At 30.8% G+C, this 19,221-nt stretch carries 25 protein-coding genes and 1 tRNA gene; 10 read left to right on the forward strand and 16 right to left on the reverse strand.

The annotated features are described in order from the left end of the window. Positions 1 to 74 precede the first annotated feature (74 nt). The gene (locus HA152_RS03515) at positions 75 to 509 is read left to right on the forward strand and encodes a Tic20 family protein (RefSeq protein WP_011818157.1); all 435 of its coding nucleotides are present in this window, start codon (positions 75 to 77) and stop codon (positions 507 to 509) included. A gap of 27 nt (positions 510 to 536) precedes the next feature. Here HA152_RS03515 and HA152_RS03520 read toward each other — a convergent pair whose 3' ends face one another. The 6 genes from HA152_RS03520 to HA152_RS03545 form a co-directional block, all read right to left on the reverse strand. Then, positions 537 to 866, reverse strand: coding sequence for a hypothetical protein (locus HA152_RS03520; protein ID WP_209133643.1), 330 nt, complete (start codon positions 864 to 866; stop codon positions 537 to 539). 7 nt (positions 867 to 873) lie between these two features. Further along, the gene (locus HA152_RS03525; protein ID WP_209133645.1) at positions 874 to 1,458 is read right to left on the reverse strand and encodes a hypothetical protein; all 585 of its coding nucleotides are present in this window, start codon (positions 1,456 to 1,458) and stop codon (positions 874 to 876) included. A 53-nt stretch (positions 1,459 to 1,511) separates the two neighbouring features. Further along, entirely contained in the window at positions 1,512 to 1,712 is a 201-nt protein-coding gene (locus tag HA152_RS03530; protein ID WP_209133647.1) for a hypothetical protein, read from the reverse strand. Between the two features lie 220 nt (positions 1,713 to 1,932). Further along, a complete protein-coding gene (locus HA152_RS03535; RefSeq protein ID WP_209133649.1) occupies positions 1,933 to 2,439 on the reverse strand; it encodes a hypothetical protein in 507 nt (168 codons plus the stop codon). Positions 2,440 to 2,733: 294 nt separating this feature from the next. Beyond that, positions 2,734 to 2,820: transfer RNA gene (locus HA152_RS03540), tRNA-Ser, on the reverse strand. A 195-nt stretch (positions 2,821 to 3,015) separates the two neighbouring features. Continuing rightward, on the reverse strand, positions 3,016 to 3,771 hold the full coding sequence (locus HA152_RS03545; protein WP_209133651.1) for a hypothetical protein: 756 nt from the start codon (positions 3,769 to 3,771) through the stop codon (positions 3,016 to 3,018). Between the two features lie 599 nt (positions 3,772 to 4,370). On the opposite strand from HA152_RS03545, the gene HA152_RS03550 reads away from it, so the two are divergent. Together HA152_RS03550 and HA152_RS03555 are read left to right on the forward strand one after the other, a co-directional pair. After that, complete coding sequence (locus HA152_RS03550) at positions 4,371 to 4,643, forward strand: DUF3303 domain-containing protein (RefSeq protein WP_209133653.1); 273 nt, start codon at positions 4,371 to 4,373, stop codon at positions 4,641 to 4,643. Between the two features lie 128 nt (positions 4,644 to 4,771). After that, positions 4,772 to 4,954 carry a hypothetical protein gene (locus HA152_RS03555; protein ID WP_245211193.1) on the forward strand — a complete coding sequence of 61 codons (183 nt, stop codon included), beginning with the start codon at positions 4,772 to 4,774 and terminating at the stop codon, positions 4,952 to 4,954. A 23-nt stretch (positions 4,955 to 4,977) separates the two neighbouring features. Here the strand turns inward: HA152_RS03555 and HA152_RS03560 are convergent, their stop codons facing one another. Next, entirely contained in the window at positions 4,978 to 5,127 is a 150-nt protein-coding gene (locus HA152_RS03560; protein ID WP_209133657.1) for a hypothetical protein, read from the reverse strand. Positions 5,128 to 5,260: 133 nt separating this feature from the next. Beyond that, positions 5,261 to 5,362: a DUF4278 domain-containing protein gene (locus HA152_RS03565; RefSeq protein ID WP_011862700.1), complete on the reverse strand. Its 102-nt coding sequence runs from the start codon at positions 5,360 to 5,362 to the stop codon at positions 5,261 to 5,263. Between the two features lie 306 nt (positions 5,363 to 5,668). On the opposite strand from HA152_RS03565, the gene HA152_RS03570 reads away from it, so the two are divergent. Further along, entirely contained in the window at positions 5,669 to 5,863 is a 195-nt protein-coding gene (locus tag HA152_RS03570) for a hypothetical protein (RefSeq protein ID WP_011818162.1), read from the forward strand. On the opposite strand, the gene HA152_RS03575 is transcribed toward HA152_RS03570, so the two are convergent. Beyond that, positions 5,860 to 6,126 (reverse strand): RNA recognition motif-containing protein, encoded by a 267-nt coding sequence (locus tag HA152_RS03575; protein ID WP_209133659.1) that lies wholly within the window; start codon positions 6,124 to 6,126, stop codon positions 5,860 to 5,862. The two genes, HA152_RS03570 and HA152_RS03575, sit on opposite strands and share 4 nt — an antisense overlap. 88 nt (positions 6,127 to 6,214) lie before the next feature. Then, positions 6,215 to 8,548 carry a ribonucleoside-triphosphate reductase, adenosylcobalamin-dependent gene (gene nrdJ / locus HA152_RS03580; protein ID WP_209133661.1) on the reverse strand — a complete coding sequence of 778 codons (2,334 nt, stop codon included), beginning with the start codon at positions 8,546 to 8,548 and terminating at the stop codon, positions 6,215 to 6,217. Positions 8,549 to 8,682: 134 nt separating this feature from the next. Here nrdJ and HA152_RS03585 point away from each other — a divergent pair, with 134 nt between their 5' ends. Genes HA152_RS03585 through HA152_RS03595 form a run of 3 tightly spaced genes read left to right on the forward strand, consistent with a single transcriptional unit; the run spans position 8,683 to position 11,773 of the window. Continuing rightward, entirely contained in the window at positions 8,683 to 9,378 is a 696-nt protein-coding gene (locus HA152_RS03585) for a class I SAM-dependent methyltransferase (RefSeq protein WP_209133663.1), read from the forward strand. Positions 9,379 to 9,409: 31 nt separating this feature from the next. After that, on the forward strand, positions 9,410 to 11,047 hold the full coding sequence (locus HA152_RS03590) for a peptide chain release factor 3 (RefSeq protein WP_011818166.1): 1,638 nt from the start codon (positions 9,410 to 9,412) through the stop codon (positions 11,045 to 11,047). Between the two features lie 51 nt (positions 11,048 to 11,098). Next, positions 11,099 to 11,773 (forward strand): CPP1-like family protein, encoded by a 675-nt coding sequence (locus HA152_RS03595; RefSeq protein WP_209133666.1) that lies wholly within the window; start codon positions 11,099 to 11,101, stop codon positions 11,771 to 11,773. Here the strand turns inward: HA152_RS03595 and hslO are convergent. Both hslO and HA152_RS03605 read right to left on the reverse strand, forming a co-directional pair. Continuing rightward, positions 11,768 to 12,676, reverse strand: a complete 909-nt coding sequence (hslO, locus tag HA152_RS03600; protein ID WP_209133668.1) for an Hsp33 family molecular chaperone HslO — start codon at positions 12,674 to 12,676, stop codon at positions 11,768 to 11,770. The genes HA152_RS03595 and hslO overlap by 6 nt on opposite strands. Next, positions 12,666 to 13,313, reverse strand: a complete 648-nt coding sequence (locus HA152_RS03605) for an ABC transporter ATP-binding protein (RefSeq protein ID WP_011818169.1) — start codon at positions 13,311 to 13,313, stop codon at positions 12,666 to 12,668. The genes hslO and HA152_RS03605 overlap by 11 nt, the downstream gene beginning before the upstream one ends. A gap of 83 nt (positions 13,314 to 13,396) precedes the next feature. Between HA152_RS03605 and HA152_RS03610 the strand changes: the two genes are divergently transcribed. From HA152_RS03610 to HA152_RS03620, 3 genes are read left to right on the forward strand one after another with little or no spacing between them, the layout of a single operon-like run. Beyond that, entirely contained in the window at positions 13,397 to 13,840 is a 444-nt protein-coding gene (locus HA152_RS03610; protein WP_011818170.1) for a DUF3531 family protein, read from the forward strand. Positions 13,841 to 13,849: 9 nt separating this feature from the next. Then, on the forward strand, positions 13,850 to 14,623 hold the full coding sequence (locus HA152_RS03615; protein ID WP_209133670.1) for a 16S rRNA (uracil(1498)-N(3))-methyltransferase: 774 nt from the start codon (positions 13,850 to 13,852) through the stop codon (positions 14,621 to 14,623). 6 nt (positions 14,624 to 14,629) lie between these two features. After that, positions 14,630 to 15,373, forward strand: coding sequence for a TIGR00297 family protein (locus HA152_RS03620; RefSeq protein ID WP_209133672.1), 744 nt, complete (start codon positions 14,630 to 14,632; stop codon positions 15,371 to 15,373). A 16-nt stretch (positions 15,374 to 15,389) separates the two neighbouring features. Here HA152_RS03620 and HA152_RS03625 read toward each other — a convergent pair whose 3' ends face one another. From HA152_RS03625 to HA152_RS03640, 4 genes are read right to left on the reverse strand one after another with little or no spacing between them, the layout of a single operon-like run. Then, positions 15,390 to 16,034 carry a GDSL-type esterase/lipase family protein gene (locus HA152_RS03625; RefSeq protein ID WP_209133674.1) on the reverse strand — a complete coding sequence of 215 codons (645 nt, stop codon included), beginning with the start codon at positions 16,032 to 16,034 and terminating at the stop codon, positions 15,390 to 15,392. A gap of 48 nt (positions 16,035 to 16,082) precedes the next feature. Beyond that, the gene (locus tag HA152_RS03630) at positions 16,083 to 17,585 is read right to left on the reverse strand and encodes a PhnE/PtxC family ABC transporter permease (RefSeq protein ID WP_245211195.1); all 1,503 of its coding nucleotides are present in this window, start codon (positions 17,583 to 17,585) and stop codon (positions 16,083 to 16,085) included. 4 nt (positions 17,586 to 17,589) lie between these two features. After that, the gene (locus HA152_RS03635) at positions 17,590 to 18,330 is read right to left on the reverse strand and encodes an ATP-binding cassette domain-containing protein (RefSeq protein WP_209133676.1); all 741 of its coding nucleotides are present in this window, start codon (positions 18,328 to 18,330) and stop codon (positions 17,590 to 17,592) included. Next, entirely contained in the window at positions 18,327 to 19,220 is an 894-nt protein-coding gene (locus HA152_RS03640; RefSeq protein WP_209133678.1) for a putative selenate ABC transporter substrate-binding protein, read from the reverse strand. Before HA152_RS03640 ends, HA152_RS03635 begins: the two co-directional genes overlap by 4 nt. Position 19,221 lies beyond the last annotated feature (1 nt).

The following is a 19,221-nucleotide window of genomic DNA, read 5'->3' on the forward strand; positions in this document are numbered from 1 at the left end:
TTTTCCGAGTCTAAGCCTTTTTATTCAGTTCAAAAAATTAGGTTAATATATGAATACTAAACTTCAATAATACATTGAATCAGATATTCCAGAGACTCTCATCAGTATTTTTGTATACTTTGCCATTAAAGGCATCAATACCTTTTGGATATTATTTGTTCTATAAATATTCATTTTTAAAAATACTATTATTATTAACTTTCCCGATAGCAATAATTGAAAAATCTTTGCCTTTTGGTAGTTTTTTATTATTTATAATTTTGTTTGCTGGATTAGCAAGAAATCCAAATGTTCCCTATTTCGTTAGATATAACGCATGCCAAGCATTACTTATTGATATTGCTTTGATAATAATTTCATATCTCTTGAGAATATTTCCCATAGTTGAATTAGGCTCAATAATTTTTATATTTACACTATGTATTTTTATTTATTCGATTTCTCAGTGTATCTATGGAGTTGAACCTGAAATTCCCTTAATTAGTAAATCTGTAAGAATGCAAATTTAAAAAGATTTATAGATTTACTTACTTTCTTCAGCACTCATTAAGAATAGATTCCCATCTTTGTTGACTTGCCCTTATTGCTTGCATTGGCGGATTAGCTCCCTCTATTTCAAATGCTTTAATTAATGATTTATTAGCTAATAGTCCTAATCTTGCTGCCTCTCTTTGCCTAGAACATACTTTTTTTCTTGATCCCTCTTTTAGACTATTTTCGATTTCTTTAAGAATCTGGCTAGCTTCATTCGATTTAGAATAAAAATCATTCATGTATACATCAAGTACCGTATCAGCAAAGATTTCAACTGGGGAGATTATTGTGACTAAGCACACTATAAAACTTACAAATACAAATATTTTCATAACGATCTTAAGTAAATTGTTTGTCCGATCTCTTTAATACTAAATAAAACGTAAGAACGCTAATTGTTCCAGATGGGCCTATTAAAACATGCCAAAATTGATCGCCACTAAGCGAGAGCCTTGCGCCAAAGAAAGTCGTAAAAATAATACCAAATATTGGGTAAATAATAAAAAGCCAATCTTTAAAAACTCTTTGCCAATTTATAATTAGAAGGATACTTATTATTACTTGAAAAAGGAGAGCAATAGTTTTATCAAATAAAAAATATGAGATTATTGAACATAAACAAATGCAAAAATTAGTTTTTTGAATAAATTTATTTTTTATAACTGATATTGATAAACATGTTAGACCTAAAGATAGGAAAGAATAAAATAACCAATTAAATAAAGAGGAGTGATCTACATAAATCCAAGATGTTTGAGTATGATCTATCGTCTCAGAAATCGATGCCAATCCTAAAAAAGTAAAACCGAAAGGTATCAATTTGTGCTTGCTTATATGTTTGAATTTATTGATCGATCTAATACCTAATAATATTGGGATGATTGCTGCTTGAAAGTGGGCAAATAATAAAATTGAAAAAAACAAAATAAATTCTCAAACTTAATTCATCCTAATTTAAATACAAAAAAATTTTTGGGTCACCTTAGTAGAGAAAGATACCATTGCCCAATTACTATAATCAATAATGTAAGAACAAAAGGGAACGCAGGATATCGTGTTTGAAAATTAGCAGGTGGCCAAGGAGACCAAGATATTAATCTTCCTTGCGGTTCATTTGAAATAACTTTTTTTTTCGATTTTTTGGATATTAAATTATCTGTGGAAAATCCTTTACTCATAATCTAAATAAAATTATCTTAACAAGAACGTTTCAAAAGAGCGTTTATATTATTCGGTTCTTTTTATTTGAACGGAGGGGGTGGAGTTAGAGTCGGTGCAGTATGCACAGACCTGAACTGACCTGAATAAGAATATCAGCAGAAAAGTCATATTATCCCAAACACAACCCAAACACATTTAATTTATTAATTACGAAGTATGAATTTTTTCAAATATCCTTTAAGGTAAATATTGCCTTGTATTTAATCGAGGGATTGTTATTTTTTGCACGGAATAAAATTTACCTGACTGACAGTTTTTCCATCTCCATCTCCTTATGAGCTGATGATTTTCAAATGAGAATTCTTCTTGAGTAAAACCTGAATCCTCTTCATTTTTATACCAATTACACTTACCAGAATTTATTTTTTTGTTTAAAGGAATTAATTTTATAGAACAAGACCAGCTGCTGCTGCTAATTTCATAAAGATAATTTGGATTATTTCGTTTTCGGAAATATCTTTCACGATATACATAATTGCGTTCATTCCCTCCCCATTGAGCATTTTTATATAAATAGGGACAATTAGGACTTGTATTTTTGCTTTCTCGCTCTTGAATATCTCTTAAAGATTCTGCAAAACTTTCATTGTTTTTGACTATATTTACTCCAAAAAAGATAAGATAAAAAGTTATTATTTTTGAGAAAAAAGATATGAAATAATAATATCTAAATTCAGATTTCATAGGAAAATTAAAATTATGAATAACTTTAAGAAAAAATAATATTTTAGGATAACCTTATAAAAAAAATTTTTTGAATCAAATTTGTCCTAAAACCAAGTTTACAAAATAATCCATATATTATCAAACACAACCCAAACATAACCCAAACACATCCCAAACACATTTCAAAAAAATGTGATTAGATTTGAACTGATATGAACAACATTTTCTGCTAAAAATCTTCCTCTATGCCCACTATATGGATGTAGATGTTCAATATGACTATGAATGAACTTATCTGATTAGTTTAATGAACGGAGGGGGTGGGATTCGAACCCACGGTGCCCTTGCAGACACGCTAGTTTTCAAGACTAGAGCCTTAAACCACTCGACCACCCCTCCAAGGTTAAATATTTAGTTTTAACTTTTGAATTATAGCAGTCTTAAGATGCAGTAAGGTTTTCTCTTCGTATAGATTTTTAAAATTAAAAATAATTTTTATAATTAATTTCAAATCTATTCTTTTTTATCTAATTTATTGAAGTTAATGGTCACATTTTTATTTTGAAAACTATTATCAAGACTTACTTAAAAAAGTTACAATCTCTTTCTAATACCTAATGTATACCAATGATGACTAAGATTTCTGCCTCTGTCATTTAAGACGCCTAAAAATGAACAAACATGGCTTAATCCAAGAGTAATAGAAGTATTTTTATCTTTTGAGATTGGAATATTAACTTCAGCATTTATTTGTGAAACTAATGAAGAGAAATTATAGGGTTTTTCTACTACTCTTGTTCCAAAGGAATAAGAGGGGCCTATACCAAGTCCTATTCCAATAGGGATTTTATTACTTAATTTACTTACTCTTATGGTAGGGATGATGCCAATAACCCCAAAAGTCCCTTCATGTTCCCCATCTCGCAAGCCATAATCACTAAATTTGTGGTCAAAAATATTTTTATTAGTAGATTGATAACCTAACATTCCGGTAAAATCGTAATCAAGACTCCAATATTTTTTCTTAATTTGTTCCTTTGTGTAAATTGCAAAGGCATTAATACCTTCTAATCCTTCAAAACATGCTCTCCATGCATTGCAACCAAATAAAGGATAGAATGGTTGCCATTTTCCTCTGATAAAAGTTCCTCCTCCAAATGTTAGATAACTTTTAAGTTCATTATTCTCTTTATTTTTGTTAGGAGTCTCAGTGGGCTCAAAATTCTTTGAGTTAACCTCTTGAGTTGATAGTCTCCAGAAAATTTTTGAGTTAGATGACCTTTCTTTGAGAGAAATATTTTCTTTACTGATATATATTTCGGGGACAGGTTCAGGTATTTGATATTCCATTGTTCCATTTTTTTAATTAGTCATAATGATATACATTTCTGGTTTTTACCCTAACGATACACTACAAAAATTATTATTTTACTGGTCACAATCTGGTCACACTGTCTCGATAGGGTTGTTTGATTATCAATATAGTCTTATTAAGAACTTTGTTATATAGAAGCTTTTGAAGAATCTTGAAGATTTTATTTAGTCGAGACTCGTTAGCTTTAAAGACTAGAGACTTAAACAGCTTAATCACCCCTCTTGAGGATTATTCAATTTTTTTTGAACTTGCCTAGCCTAGGATAGAAAGTTAGTCATAGGCAAGAAAATCTTATAAACTAAATACCTATTTTCAACAAAATATTAACTTTATTATTTTTGCTTTTGTTAGGAGTTAAATGCTTATAAATCCCTCTTCATGTTACTAAAAGTCATCCGAGGAAGACATCTATTATTGAAAGAGACTTCTACTTTCAAAAGCTATTTTAGAAAAAGGTTAAATATTTAAGTATGTTTGAAACAATGAGAAAAAAAGAAAATAAGAGCAATTAACAATATTTATTTTCAAGAACTATTTTTTTTGCTACTAATAAAAAGCCAATACAAAATATAAAATGCTTTACGTTCAGCATTGGTCATTTAAGACTGGATATCATCAAAAAGGTGCGGAAAAATTTCTTAGTGGAGGAGGAGATTATCCTGGAGTCGAGATGGTTGGAAGATATCATGCGCCAGGATCCTTAGAGGGGTGGATAGTCTTAAAGACAGATGATCCAAAAGCAATATATCAGCATGCTGCTGAATGGGGTGAATTCCTTAATTGGGAGACCACACCGGTATTTACTGATGAAGAAGCTGGTCCAATAGTTGCCAAAGTCTACTCCTAAGTTAGTAATTTAAATTCGATCTAGAATAAGGAGCAACTAGCTCCTTTTTTATGAACACACTAATTATTTCAACTTTTAGCTGCACATTTGAAGAATTTAAAACCGACGTTTCTGGATTTATAACAGCAATGGGTCGAAAGGTGGTTTCAGAATATGAGTTTGTACAGGCTGGAGAGCATAAATCTCATTTACTCATGAACGTCTTAGATATGGAAGCACTTGACGCTGAAATGACTTCAGATGCAGCTAAGGAGTGGGACAAAAAAAATAATTGTAAGGATACAGTCTATGGAATTGAGCTTGTTGAATAAAAATCAAACGCTTACAAACATCACTATCCGAAATTGACATTTTGTTGAAATAAACCAAATAAGTTATTCCCAGCGATGGCAGCAATTATTAAAACGAAGGCAACTATGGCGAAAAGGGCACTTACATCTTTTATGTCATAAGGTGCTTTAAATAAAGGTTTCTGGTCTGCCATAGTTATCAAATATATAAATGCAATTAAATAATACTATTCTAATACTTGTTAGAAGTATTAAGTAATTTTTTTAGATTAAGTTTGGACAAAAAAAGCCACTTTTAGTGGCTTTTTTATTTATTGGATAAATGAACTAGCTTGTGTAAGCTTTTCCTCTATAAGTTAGTTCGTTATGCTGCTTTTTAGCTGCTTCTTTATTCTGGACGTACTTTTGTCCTCTGTAAATTAGAGTCATTTTTTAAGCTCCGGTTTCGCTTAAGTCCCCGTTCCATGGCTTAAGTCGATTTGCGGCTTGCTATGCGCAAGTTGAACGTTTTGGTAGCGGTTGCTACAATTTAATAATAACATTCTAGAAAATTATTTGTCTAGGACTTTAATAAATAAACTTAATACTTTATTTAATGAAATAGGCTCCTACCAAAGAAAATTATGTTTTTCTTTATGTAGTTTCTTGCAGGTTACATTTTGTTCGTTTTTGAGAAGTATTTTTTATTTAATGAACTTTTAAATGTAAAATTCTTAAGATTATAAAATTTGTTTTATGTTTTCTAGAAGCAAAAAACCTACAGTAAAAAAATCCGCAATAGTTGAAGAAACTCCATTATTTGCTCAATTACTACCATTCGCAAACAGAATGAATGATAAGGTTCAGTTGGTAAATGCTTTAGCTTTTACTTTTATTATGGGATTTTCAATTTTTGGAATTGCTTTATGGAAACTTTCAGGGCTCACCTAGTTATTTAGTTTTTGCAAAGCATTAATTTTTGATTCTTTGTTTTTAATTATTGTTAATAACCACTTGGAGGCAAGTCCCCTAGATATTGATCTATTTTTTAGAAATCTACATATATAGATGTGTAGATTTTTTTCATTTTTGGAGTTAAATTTTTCTTCAAAGTCTAATATTTCCTCTTCTGAGGTTCTTTTTCTTAGCTCGTCCACTAAGGCATGACTCGAGGAATCATTAAATAAGTTCCCGATATTTAGGCTTAATGTCATCAATAATTTATGTCCCTAATAAAGAGGTAGCCATAAATTAACTTTTTAAAAACTAATTAATACTTATTATTTACAAAAAATTTAAAACTTAATTTTTCGGTTTAGCCAGAGGGAGAAGGCATTTATCTGAATCACAACCTGCTGGACCTGCTTCAGATAGTTCTCCAACATCATATTTATTAAGAGCGTCAAAGAAATCGTTATTTACTTTCCTTTCTATTACTTTATTCTGCAATGATATATATTCCTCTTTACTTATTGGTTCAAAAGGTAATCTCGGGAAAGTAGCGTTAGCACTAAATCTAGCTAGCAATGCTGCTGAAATGTATCCCTCATTATTCTCTATTGCATTATGAATAGCCTTAGCTAAATCCTCGATTTCATTTTCTCTAAATTCTACGGTTGCAGAGGTATTATGCTCTGTGTAATATTTCTGTACTTGCATATAAAAATCAAATTGAGCTAATGCTGAGAAATTATTGATGTCTATTTGGTCTGCACCGTCTATATTTGCCCAACTAACTTCTGTAGGGATTTCAACTAACCATTCTGTACATCTTGGATCAAATGGATTATCGAGCAAGCAACCATTTTCATCTTTATCAGATTGAGATGGAACGACTGAGTAACCATAATCCATACAAGCTAAAGCTATTGGGTCATTTTTCCTGAAAGTTATTCTTCTTATGAATCTTTGAGCCTTTGGAGGATGCCATCCTGGAGCTGCTCCAGTAAGAAGACTTTTAGTTCCGGCTGGCTGAACTGTTGTGCATCTATTTGGCCTCCTTAGATTATGCTTATCACAATATTCCCATACAGTTTCTTTTACTATTTTTCTCCAAGAATCTAAGAATTTAGCTTCCTTTTCTTTGAAGGCCTTCCCTTCTTTGCTATTTGGCCTTCCTGCTTCCCACCATTTCAACCATGGCGTCCCAAAGGCATGGACACAAAAATCAAATAATCCAGTGAAACTTACTCCTACAATAGGATCATATTCCCTACTTTTTCTGTAACGCTCAACTTCAAATTCATGATTAAGTAAGCATGCTACAGAAAGAGCGGCTGCTTTAAAAGCTTTTTTTTGCTCTTCAAAGTTTCCTGGATCAATCTGATTTAAATGAACTTCAGCCAAATTGCAGTGGAAATCATTTCCCAAGATCTCCCCACAAGGGTTAAGGCCATATCGGCTCATCCTGTGGTCTAACTCTTCATCTGAAAAAGGACCATAACTACTATTTATCCAATTTCTCGCTTCATCCTTGCCTTGTTCTGAGTAGATTTCAATAAATTCCTTTCTCAATTCATCATCTTTGAGAATATCTGCATTTGACCTTGCGATTGCTTCTGGAGCAAATTGAATGGCTCCCTCACCTGAATGGAATTGTTTAGTTACTGCATCCAAAACAGTTTGGTAGGTGGGTTTTGTATGGTAAACCCTAGTATGATTTGCCATTCTAAGGGCATCTTTTTCAGGGTCTATTCTCCAATTACCATTCTTATCTTGACTCCATAAATTTTCTTTTGCTGATGCTGCTTCCTTATCATCTGAAGCAAATTGTCTCATTCCAGCACTTCTTCTTATATTCCCAGCAACTATGGTTACTGCAGCTTCATCAATTAATAAACAACACTCTACTGTACTTAATTTCCTACCAATTGCCTTTCCAAGAAGTGATGCGACTCTAGAGTAAAGATCTTTCAATTTGATAGGATTTGCCATACCACCAAAACCTTTTAATGATTCTCCAGCAGGCCTAATATCTTCCAAATCAATATAAACATCAATTTCTCTTTCAAGACTCTCGTTACTTGATGCCTCAAGAAGATATTTATAGCTATCTACCCATCCTCTTCTGCTATCTCCAACTTTGATATGAAGATCTTTTCCTTTAATTTCTAATGATGTCTTTTCTTCTCTTTGATCTTTAGGAGTTATTCCAACTTCACTGACTGATTTAATATTTATTTTGTTAATTACCGTAGGCAGATTATTTATAAAATGAGGCTCAATTATTGCACCTGTTCCACATCCCATCATTGCTAAGTCCATCATTAATGCGAAGGCTTCCCAATCAATCAAGTTTGTTGAGGTACAGTTGTATGCTCCTGAGAAATTTTGGTTCTTATTAATCCAAGGGGTTCCTCCTATCCATAACCATCTTCCTGAAGGTTGAGCTTTTTGGTTACTTTGCATCTCTCTCATTAGGATTAATTCTTCTTCAGAAAGTTTTCCTAATTCTTTTAATCCCGATAAATTCCTTTCGCCCACTTCGCTCCAGTTCTCCCTTTTACCAGATGAAGTTTTTCTACTATAAGATCTGAAAAAAACTGGATAAGCAGCTGGAGCAGTCTTTGGAAAATCATCTTTTTGTAGATTATTGGAATTGCTCTCTGAAGAAGCTTTATTTGGTGCAACAGTCACGATAAAAAAAACGTATGTAAATAACCCGTACTGGAAGAATAACTCTACCTGTGGCGTCTGCAACTATTCTTACCACTATTTAACGGTTTGTGTAGAATTATGTTTAATATGAAATCTTTGTTTCAAAAAAGGATATGGAAAGAGTCCCCGAACCTGAATTAATGGAAGAAAAAGAGCAGGTCATTTCTTATGACGAAGCTGATTTTTCAGAAGGGGAAGTTAATCTAATTAATCAAATAAATCAATATCTTTTGAAAAAAAATATTTCTCTAGGTGAAAAAGATTTAATAGTTGATTTAGGATGTGGCCCAGGAAATATTTCTGAGAAGTTAGCAATAAAATGGCCTAATACTGCAGTCGTAGGAATAGATGGTTCTAAAGAGATGATTTTGAGAGCAGAATATAATAAAAGTATTTCTAATAATCAAAAAAAATTAAAAAATTTACGCTACATTTGTTCTGATATCAAAGACATTAAATCAAATAATTTTTTATTTAAAAAAAGAATTAGTTTACTTGTAAGCAACAGTTTGATTCATCACATTACCAATCTTGAAGATTTCTTCAACACAATAAGAAGTTTGTCTAGTAATATCACTGTAAATTTTCACAAGGACTTAAAAAGGCCATTAGATGAAAAGTCTGCTTTAGAACTCAAAGCACAATGTTCAACTAAATATAATGAGATTTTAACTAAAGATTATTATGCATCTTTAAGAGCTTCTTATACTTTTAAAGAGTTAAAAAATTTCACCTTAGAGAATGATCTATCCTCTTTAGATGTGTTTGAAGAAGGTGAAAATTATTTAATAGTCTATGGTAATGTTTAAGAACTAAGTGAAAGGCCCTTATATTATATAAATGAGCTTAGATACTAAAATTCTAAATAATAAAGAAATACTGGATGCGGTAAATAAAAGAAGAAATTTTGCTATTATTTCACATCCCGATGCTGGGAAAACGACTCTTACCGAGAAGCTTCTTTTGTATGGAGGTGCCATTCAACAGGCAGGAGCAGTAAAAGCTAGGGGTAATCAGAGAAAAGCCACCTCAGACTGGATGGAACTTGAGAAACAAAGAGGTATTTCTATTACATCAACTGTATTGCAATTTGAATATGAAAGATCTGTAATTAATCTATTAGATACACCAGGACACCAAGATTTCTCCGAAGATACTTATAGAACATTAGCTGCTGCTGATAATGCAGTTATGTTGGAAGATGCTGCTAAAGGACTAGAACCTCAAACTAGAAAATTGTTTGAAGTTTGCAAGATGCGAAAAATACCAATATTTACTTTCATAAATAAAATGGATAGACCAGGAAGAGAGCCATTTTCTTTACTTGATGAAATTGAATCAGAACTTGGATTAAATACCCTACCTATAAACTGGCCAATTGGGAGTGGCGAGGAATTTAGAGGGGTAATTGATAGATTTTCTAGAGAGGTGATTTTATTTGATAAAGCAGTGAGAGGGAAACAATCGAATGAGAAAAGATTAAGTCTTGAAGATAAAGAGCTATCAAAATATGTAGAGAGAGATTTACTTGAAAACTCTCTTGAAGAATTGGAGGTTCTTGATGAGGCAGGATCTAAATTTGAAAAAGAAAAAGTTTTTAATGGCTCTTTAACCCCAGTTTTCTTTGGATCTGCCATGACTAATTTTGGCGTAAGGCCATTTTTAGATAGTTTTTTAAAAATGGCACAAAAACCAACTTCAAGAAATAGTAATAAAGGGGATATTGAACCTGCAAGCGATGAATTTAGTGGTTTTGTTTTTAAGCTTCAGGCAAATATGGATCCAAAGCACAGAGATAGGGTTGCTTTTATAAGAGTTTGTAGTGGCAAATTTGAAAAGGATATGTCAGTTAAACATTCCAGAACTGGTAAAACAATTAGATTATCGAGACCACAAAAAATATTTGGGCAAGATAGAGAAGTAGTCGATGATGCCTATCCTGGAGATGTTATTGGTTTAAATAATCCAGGGATGTTTTCTATTGGAGATACTCTTTATACGGGTGCTCATCTGGAATATGAGGGCATACCATCCTTTAGTCCTGAAATATTCAGCTGGTTAAGAAATCCAAATCCCTCAGCATTTAAAAACTTTAGAAAGGGTGTTAATGAACTTCGAGAAGAAGGAGCTGTTCAGATTCTTTATGACTTTGATGAGAGTAAAAGAGATCCTATACTCGCAGCGGTTGGTCAATTGCAGCTGGAGGTAGTAACTCACAGATTAAAAAGTGAATATGGTGTAGATGCAAATCTTGAAGCAATGCCATATCAATTGGCTAGATGGATTTCTGATGGATGGCCAGCCATTGAAAAACTTGGCAGAATATTCAACTGTAAAATAGTTAAAGATTGTTGGAATAGGCCAGTAATTCTTTTCAAAAATGAGTGGAATCTAAATCAGTTTGTTGAAGACAATAATCAATTAAATTTAAACAAAGTTGCGCCCGTTGTTAGTGGAGTCGAACCAATTGTTTTATAAAGTCTTAATGGATTATAAAATTAGTTAATCTGTTAGTATTGGTAAAAAATTTTGGATTCAAACAATAATAAAAAAAATAACGAAAAATCACCTTATGAAATTTTAGGTGTAAAAGAAGGTGCTGCTTTTGAGGATATTCAGAAGGCTAGAGATATTAAAGTTAAAGAGGCTGGTGAAGACTTAATTTTAAAAGCGAAAATAGAATCTTCCTTTGATCAATTACTCATGGGTAGTTTGAAAGCGAGGCAATCAGGAAATGTAAGCTATGAAGCTGTGAGTGCCTCAAAAAAAGAAAAACAAATTAATCAATTTACCAATAATAACTTCCCACTTCTTTCTAAGATAAAAAATTTAAATAATAACTCTAACAATTCAAGTCAGTATAGTCTGCCAAAAATAACTACCCCCTCATTTGATAATCTTTCAATAAAAATATCTGTTGGGCTATTATTTTTAATTTTGTTATTTATCAGTCCAGACTCTAATAATAGACTTTTACTCTCTATCTCAACATTAATACTTACCTATACTCAAATTAAATCAGGGAAAAGATTTATAGGTTCTTTGGGTTGGAGTGTTACCTTTCTCTCGATAGGATTAATATTTGGTGGATTGCTTGAAAATAATTCTTTCATTCAGGAAGTATCAAACAACTCTTTATCAATACAAAAAATTCAAAGTATTCCGGCCATGGTTATTTTATGGCTAGGCGTAATTTTTTTATGATTGATTTTCTATCATAGATTTAATTTCTTCATAATTTATAAGATATTTATTTTTACAAAATTCACAAACCAACTCTGCTTTGCCATCTTTCTTGAGGATGTCCTCTAACTCGCTCTTATCAAGCATTTTCATCGCATTTAAACTTCTTTGTTTGGAACACTTGCATTTAAAACTCACTTCTTGAGAACGAGCTTTTTCAGAGATTGATTTATCGTCAATATCGGGAAATATATTTCTAATTAACTCAAGAAGATTATCTTTTGACTTAAATAGATCCTCGCTGAAAGAATTAATTTCTTTGCATCTTTCTTCAAGTAGTGAGACTAGCAGAGGGTCAGTATCTTTTTTAGGTAAAACTTGAGCTAACAAGCCACCACTACAAATAACACTTTTATTTTGAATTTTTTCTCCAATAAATACAGCAGAGGGAGTTTGCTCTGAATGATATAAATATGAAGCTAAGTCTTCAGCAATATTCCCATTTACTAATTCAACAGTGCTTGTAAAGGGTTCTCCAAATCCACTATCTCTAATTACATTTAAATATCCTGTACCTAATGCTTTTGTGAAATCAAAAGAATATTTATTATTATCTATTTTGACTAGGTCCAATTCTAAATTAGGATTCCCTACATAACCCCTAACTTTCCCGTCTCTACCTGCATCAACTAGTAATCCCCTTAAAGGTCCGTCAGATCTAACTCTTAAAGTGACTCTACCATGCATTATTTTCATCGAGCTTGCTAAAAGCAGTGAAGCACTAAATGCTCTGCCTAAGATACAGGTGGTTAAGTAAGAAAGGCCGTGTCTTTTTTTTGCTTCTAAAGAAGATTCTGTTGTTAAGACAGCAACTAATCTTATTCCTCCATTGGCTGCAGTAGCCCGAACTATCCTATCCTGCATGATTTTCTTTCATAAAATTTTTGATTTTCCCTTTTTCCAAGAATAATATCCTAGAAGGAATTCCCTCAAATAAGGCAGGTTCATGAGTAACAATAATAATTGTATTTTTATTTTTTAAATCAAGAATTAAATTCTTCACATCATTTCTCATTGAATAGTCTAATCCAGCAGTTGGTTCATCAAGTAAAAGAATTGAGGGGTTTCTAAGTAGTTGAACTGCTACAGCTAACCGCCTTTGTTGTCCTCCACTTAGCTGTTCTGGTGGTTGAGTCAGATTAATTTTTTTCAAACCAACTTTATTTAAAACTATTTCTATATTTTTTTCTCTTAAAGATTTATGGCCTATTTTTAATTCTTTACCAATGGTTGTACCTATAAAGTATCTTTCAGGAAATTGGAATACTACTCCACAAAACCATCTTCTTTGTCTAGAAGACAAAATTTTATTCTTCCAAGTAATTTTTCCCTTTTGCGGATTTGTTAATCCGCTTATTATTTCGAGTAGTGTTGTTTTCCCAGAACCACTACTGCCGCAAATTAAAATGATTTCATTTTCATGAACTTTTAAATTTAAATTGTCTATTATTTTTCTTTCACCAGTTTGGGGTTGATAAGATATTTCTTTTAAATCAAGCATTATTAATTAAGTTATAGGTATGAATTTGAATCTAGTAATAACTTACTTATAATAGCTTTAGATCTAAAAAGATATTAATCAATATGAATATTATTTTTAGGGAAGTTGATCCTTTTAATTGTTGGATATGGATCAGGTTTTCAGAATCACCAACTCAAGACGAAAAAAATTATTTAGATGGTGTTTTTGATAGTTGGTACGTTTTAGGAAGGTTAGGTGGATTTAATTCTGAAAATTTGCAAACTCATGAAGAGGGTTCCGATCTAAGTTGGATGTCCTATGATAATGACCAAAAAAATGCATCTCTTCCAGCCTTAATGCATAATTTAGGAATCATGGAATATCAAAATCTATGGGGAAGATGTTGGGTTGATTTTGGAACTTCAGACTCCATTTCAATAGATATATTAATTAATTCTTTGAATGAGATATCAAATAATTATGTAAAAATTGAAGAGTTAATTATTGGGGGTGAAAATAATGATTGGTCAGTTGAAGAACATGAAGATTTAGTTTTCAAAGATTAAGTGTTTTAGATGGAAGACTTAACAAGATTAATTATTTCCCATGAAAGAATTGAAAATATTAAGAACAATAATTTAGAACTTTCTAAAGAAGAGGCTCATTATTTAAATAAAGTAATGAGGATAAAAAATGGTAAAAAAATATTTATAGCTAACGGAGAGGGTTCATTATGGAAAGCTATAAAAGTTAAAAATGATTGCTTAGAAATAATTAAATCAAAAAAACCTTACTTATTTCAAGAACAAGAAATTAACTTATTAGGAATAGCTGTTGTTATACCAAAAAGTGGTTTTGAGGATATTTTAAAAATGTGTACTGAAATAGGAATTGATTATATACAGCCATTATTTTCTGAAAGACAGGTAAACAAAAATTTAAATTTTTCTAGAAAACTTTTGAGATGGAATTTAATTATCAATGAAGCTGTTGAGCAAAGTGAGAGATTATGGAAACCATCTATTTTAAATGGAATGGATATTATTGAATGGCTAAAAAATAGAGATAATCAAGAAAGAGTTTCAATTTCTATAACTAGAGAAGAAAAACTATATGACTTAAATCAATGGTTAAGAAAACAACAAGAATTTGGAAATAAAAAAGGAGGTATTTTTTGGAATGTAATTGGTCCTGAAGGAGGTTGGTCCGCTAAAGAAATTGATTTTTTTAAAAAAAATAATATTACCTTTGTTAAGCTTTCCGACACTATCTTGAGAACTTCAACGGCTAGTATTAACGCATCATCAATTCTAAATCAGTGGAGAATTGATTTAAAATTAAAGAATTAGATAAATATGGATTTAATTAGAAATCAATTTTTTATAGGTTTTTGCATTAATTTTATTTTGATTTATATATTTTGCAGGATTCCTTTGATGACGAAAAGTGGTTGGGTAAGTGCAGGCATCTTAGGCACAATTTTGTGGGGATGTTTGTCTTGGCAGGGATGGATGTCAGTTGTAATTTATTTATTATTTGGATCCCTCGTTACCAAAATAGGTTTTAAATTTAAAAAAGCACAAGGGATTGCTGAAAAAAGAGGAGGGAGGAGAGGTCCTGAGAATGTATGGGGCTCTGCAGCTACAGGATTATTTCTTGCCATTATGACCAAATTTAATGTTGCCAATGTAGTGATGTTTAAAGTAGGTTTTGCTGCAAGTTTTGCTGCAAAGTTGGCGGATACTTTTGGGAGCGAAATTGGAAAAAGATTTGGTAAAGACACATACTTAATTACTTCACTTAAAAAGGTGGATAGGGGAACTGAGGGAGGAATAAGTATAGAAGGAACATTAGCTAGTGTTTTGGGATCAATATTTATGGCTTTTATAATGCTTCGTCTATCAATTATTTCTACAAAATATCATTTTATAGTTGTTGTAGTTTCTGGATTCTTGGCAACACTTTCCGAAAGTATTATTGGTGCTAAATTTCAAAACAAATATAAATTAAGTAATGAATTGGTAAATGCTATTCAGACAAGTATTGCTTCTGTTTTGGCTATCTTTGCTCTTATTTTATATTCATATTTTTCAAATTAACAATATTTGGGAAGACCTAAGATCCCTTCCATTTTGTAAGAATCTCCCAGCTTTTAAGTCTTTGGAAAAGCCAGAAATGACCTTCGGAATTTAGATGAATTCCATCATGCGTAATCCAATTTTTACTCCTTTTATCAGAGTACATTTCTCTAAAAGTAGGCAGAAATGGGACATTCTGATTTAGGCATACTTCCTCCATTCTTCTTTCATAAGAATTACAAAAATCATTTGAGTACCATAGACATCCTGCGAACGGCATTTTGCTTTCGTCAACTGGTGTCAAACCAATAACAAATAAATTTGTTTGAGAGTTCATTTCATTAATTAGCCTCTCTAATCCATATTCAAATCCATCTATATCTAATTGATGTCTTCCATTTATCTGACCAATTGCTGCAGTATCGTTAAGACCTACATTTAGTAGGATCGCTTTAGGTTTATTTCTTCTCGTTTCTCCTCTAGATGACCATTCTTTTTCCCATCTAGATGAAACTTTTTCTATCCCATCTCCCCTAACGCCAAGTTGATAAATAACTGGCCCATTTTGGTTATTACCCCAATCTTTTCTAAGCCTCTCACACCATCCACCACCCTCATTATCTCCCCATCCATAAACTGAGCTATCTCCAATTACAACAAGCTGTTTTGGTAAAATAATCACTATCACCGAAAAAAATAATTACTTGATTTAACAAATTATTCTTACAAATCAAGTTAAACTATTTTTGATTTTACCATTTATTAATTCTCCAATTATTGCGATGGAGCTATAAGCTATCAAAACTATGGTGACTTCTTGCCATGCGAAGGAACTTAGTGATTCTTGCAATTGCCAACCTAGACCAACACTTCCAATAACCCCAACAATTGCAGTTTCTCTAATAATGATGTCAGATCTATAAGCGCAATATGCTAGGTAACTTTTTGCTTGTTGAGAAAATAAACCTAAAAGCCAACTAGTCTTTTTTGAGATTCCTATAGATTTCATTGCAATATAATTTCTCTTGTCTTGGCTATCTAGATTTGTAAAAAGTAGTTTGCTAGTAATACCAGCGTTGTGGAGACCTAATGTTAAAGCTGCTAAAGATAAAGAAGGATTATTAAAAGTTAATAGAGTTAGAAGTATTACAGGTGTAGGTATTAAACGTAATAAAAATGCAAAAATTTTTATAAAAATTTTAGAACTATTGTTGTTAAAAATTCCTATTACTAATGGAGGTAAACTAATTGCGATTCCTGTTGATAAAAGACTTAAAATTATTGTTTCAAATATAAGTTTTAAGAAATCAAATAATCCTAAATCTGAACTTGATTTAAAAAGAGAACTAACGGAATTAAAATTTTCAAAATTATTGTTAAAAATAAAATAAAGAAAATATGAAAAAGAAAATAAAATTGTTATGAAAAAAACTGCAATAAAAAAAATAGATAGGATTTTATTTGTAGTATTAAATTTTATTTTTTTGAATATTAATCCAGAAAGAATTATCAAAATTGCTAAGGACCATAAATAAGTCCATAACTCTCTAAAATTCAAAGTTTGGAAAGATAAAAAAATACTGGTGCCTATTCCTCCAATCCCAAAAAGTCCTAAAATCACAGTACTTCTTATTGAACACTCTAATCGATATAAACCAAAGTTTTTAAATATATTTATTATTGGATTCCATATTAAAGTTAGTAAAGAAGAAAATATAGGTGCATTTATTTGATTTATAGATTCAAAACTTTTGTAGTCAATAGTTTCTAATTGTTCAGCAAAAACTTTTGAATTTACAGCAATATAAGGTATACATATAGCTATTATTCCTATCGAAAAATTTATTCCATATATTTGCATTAATATTATTCCCCAAACCACTTCGTGTATAGATCTAATTATTGTTAGAAAAAACCTTATTATGCGGTAGAAAAAATTTGGAATATTAAAGATTTTATAAAAAATATTTGAGGAAATTATTCCAAAAATTGCTCCAAAAATAATACTTAATAACCAACTAAAAAAACCAATTAAAATAGTTTCATTTAATCGCTTAATTACGGTAATAATAATTTCATTATCGATCTTGGGATTAAATGCAGAAATTAAGAATTCTTGGAATAATTTAAATCCTCCAAAATGAATATTGTTTATTAATTGATACCCTAGAGGTATGCATACCAAAATTGGAAGAAAAGATAATGAGGTATAGTTTAATTTTAATTTGTTCAACTAATTAATATATTTTCTCTAAATGAATCTTCTTTAAGTTATTTCTTTTGATATTGAAAAAAATTTTACCATCCCTTATTCCAATAACTTTATCGAAATCGTTCAGCAAATCTAATCTATGTAATGCAACTAATGCCGTCTTTGGGGATTTTTTTGTTTTATTTTTATCTACATTTTCTAGTAGAAGGTTTTTAATTGTTGTTATCAATTTGGGATCTAGATTATTAAAAGGCTCATCTGCAAGTAATATATTTGATTCTTGAATTAATGATCTAGCTATAGCCACCCTTTGTTTTTGCCCACCAGATAGTTTTCTGATTTTTTTGTCGTAAATAGAGTTATGAAGTCTACATAATTTCATATATTTATGCGCCTTATTAAAAGAACTTATATTTAGTAAATTTTTAAAAGCGAAATAAAAATTATTTTCCGCTAGTAGTCCACAATTAACATTTTGTTCTGCAGAGAGATCTTCTATTAATCTTAAATCTTGCCAAATAGTTGTTATTTTACTTTTCTGCTTTCTATCCAATTCCTCGAAACTTTCATTGAATAATTTAACTTCACCTTGAGTTGGCTTTATAGTGCCATTAAGTACTGATATAAGTGTAGTTTTTCCTGAACCGCTTTTACCTAAAAGTGCAATTTTTTCCCCAGAATTTATTTTTAAATTTATTTTATTTAGGATCAGATCATTTTTGTATTTATAAGATATATTTTCTAATTCTAAGACAGTATTATTCATCTAATTTTATTTAATTTCCTCCCGATTTCCTCTATATTTTTATATTGATTTGATTCTGCCTTTATAAATCTTTTTGCATTGAACATATCTAATATCTGTTTATGTGATTTTTGCTTTATATCTAAATTTAGAATTACTAATTTAAGTTCTTTTGTAAACCCTTCCCCGAATCTATTTTCAAGATCACCTTGAGCTACCCAATGATAATCAACATATTCTGGTGTGATCCAGAATAATTCTAAATTACTTGTTCTTTTGGGATTATTTTTAAGATTGTTTTCCCAAACCTGTTTATTTAAAGCTCCAGCATCAAATGCCCCACTATTAACTAAAGCTATAGTGGCATCATGACTCCCACTATAACCTGCTTTTTTTCCTTTAAAATGTTTAATTTCTACCCCTGCTTGATTTAAAAAATATTCTGGCATTAATCTTCCAGAAGTTGAGTTTTCAGAGCCAAAAGTAAATCTTAAATTCTTTAGTTTTTTAAGTCCTTTAATGTTTGAAATTGAGTTAAGTTCTAAATTTTTGTTTACTATAAAAACACTTTTAAATTCCTTATCGATATCTCTTTGAGCTATGACAATTGAATTAGGTGTTTGTAATCTTGCTTGAACTCCTGATAAACCGCCAAACCAAACTAAATCTAAATCTTTAGTTCTAAATCCAGTTACTGCTGCAACATAATTAATAACAGGAATGTATTTAACTTCTACATCAAGTTGTTTGGATAATTCTTTTGAAAATAAATTAAATCTTTTATCCAAAACATCTTGGTTTTGATCAGGTATTGCTCCAACTTTTAAAACTTTGGGATTTGAAAATACAGGTGATGAAAAAACAGAAAATAATAGAGATGAACTTAGTAGGAAATTCTTTAAATTAAACATA

It is taken from the genome of Prochlorococcus marinus XMU1412 (assembly GCF_017696315.1).
Lineage (GTDB): Bacteria > Cyanobacteriota > Cyanobacteriia > PCC-6307 > Cyanobiaceae > Prochlorococcus_A > Prochlorococcus_A marinus_AF.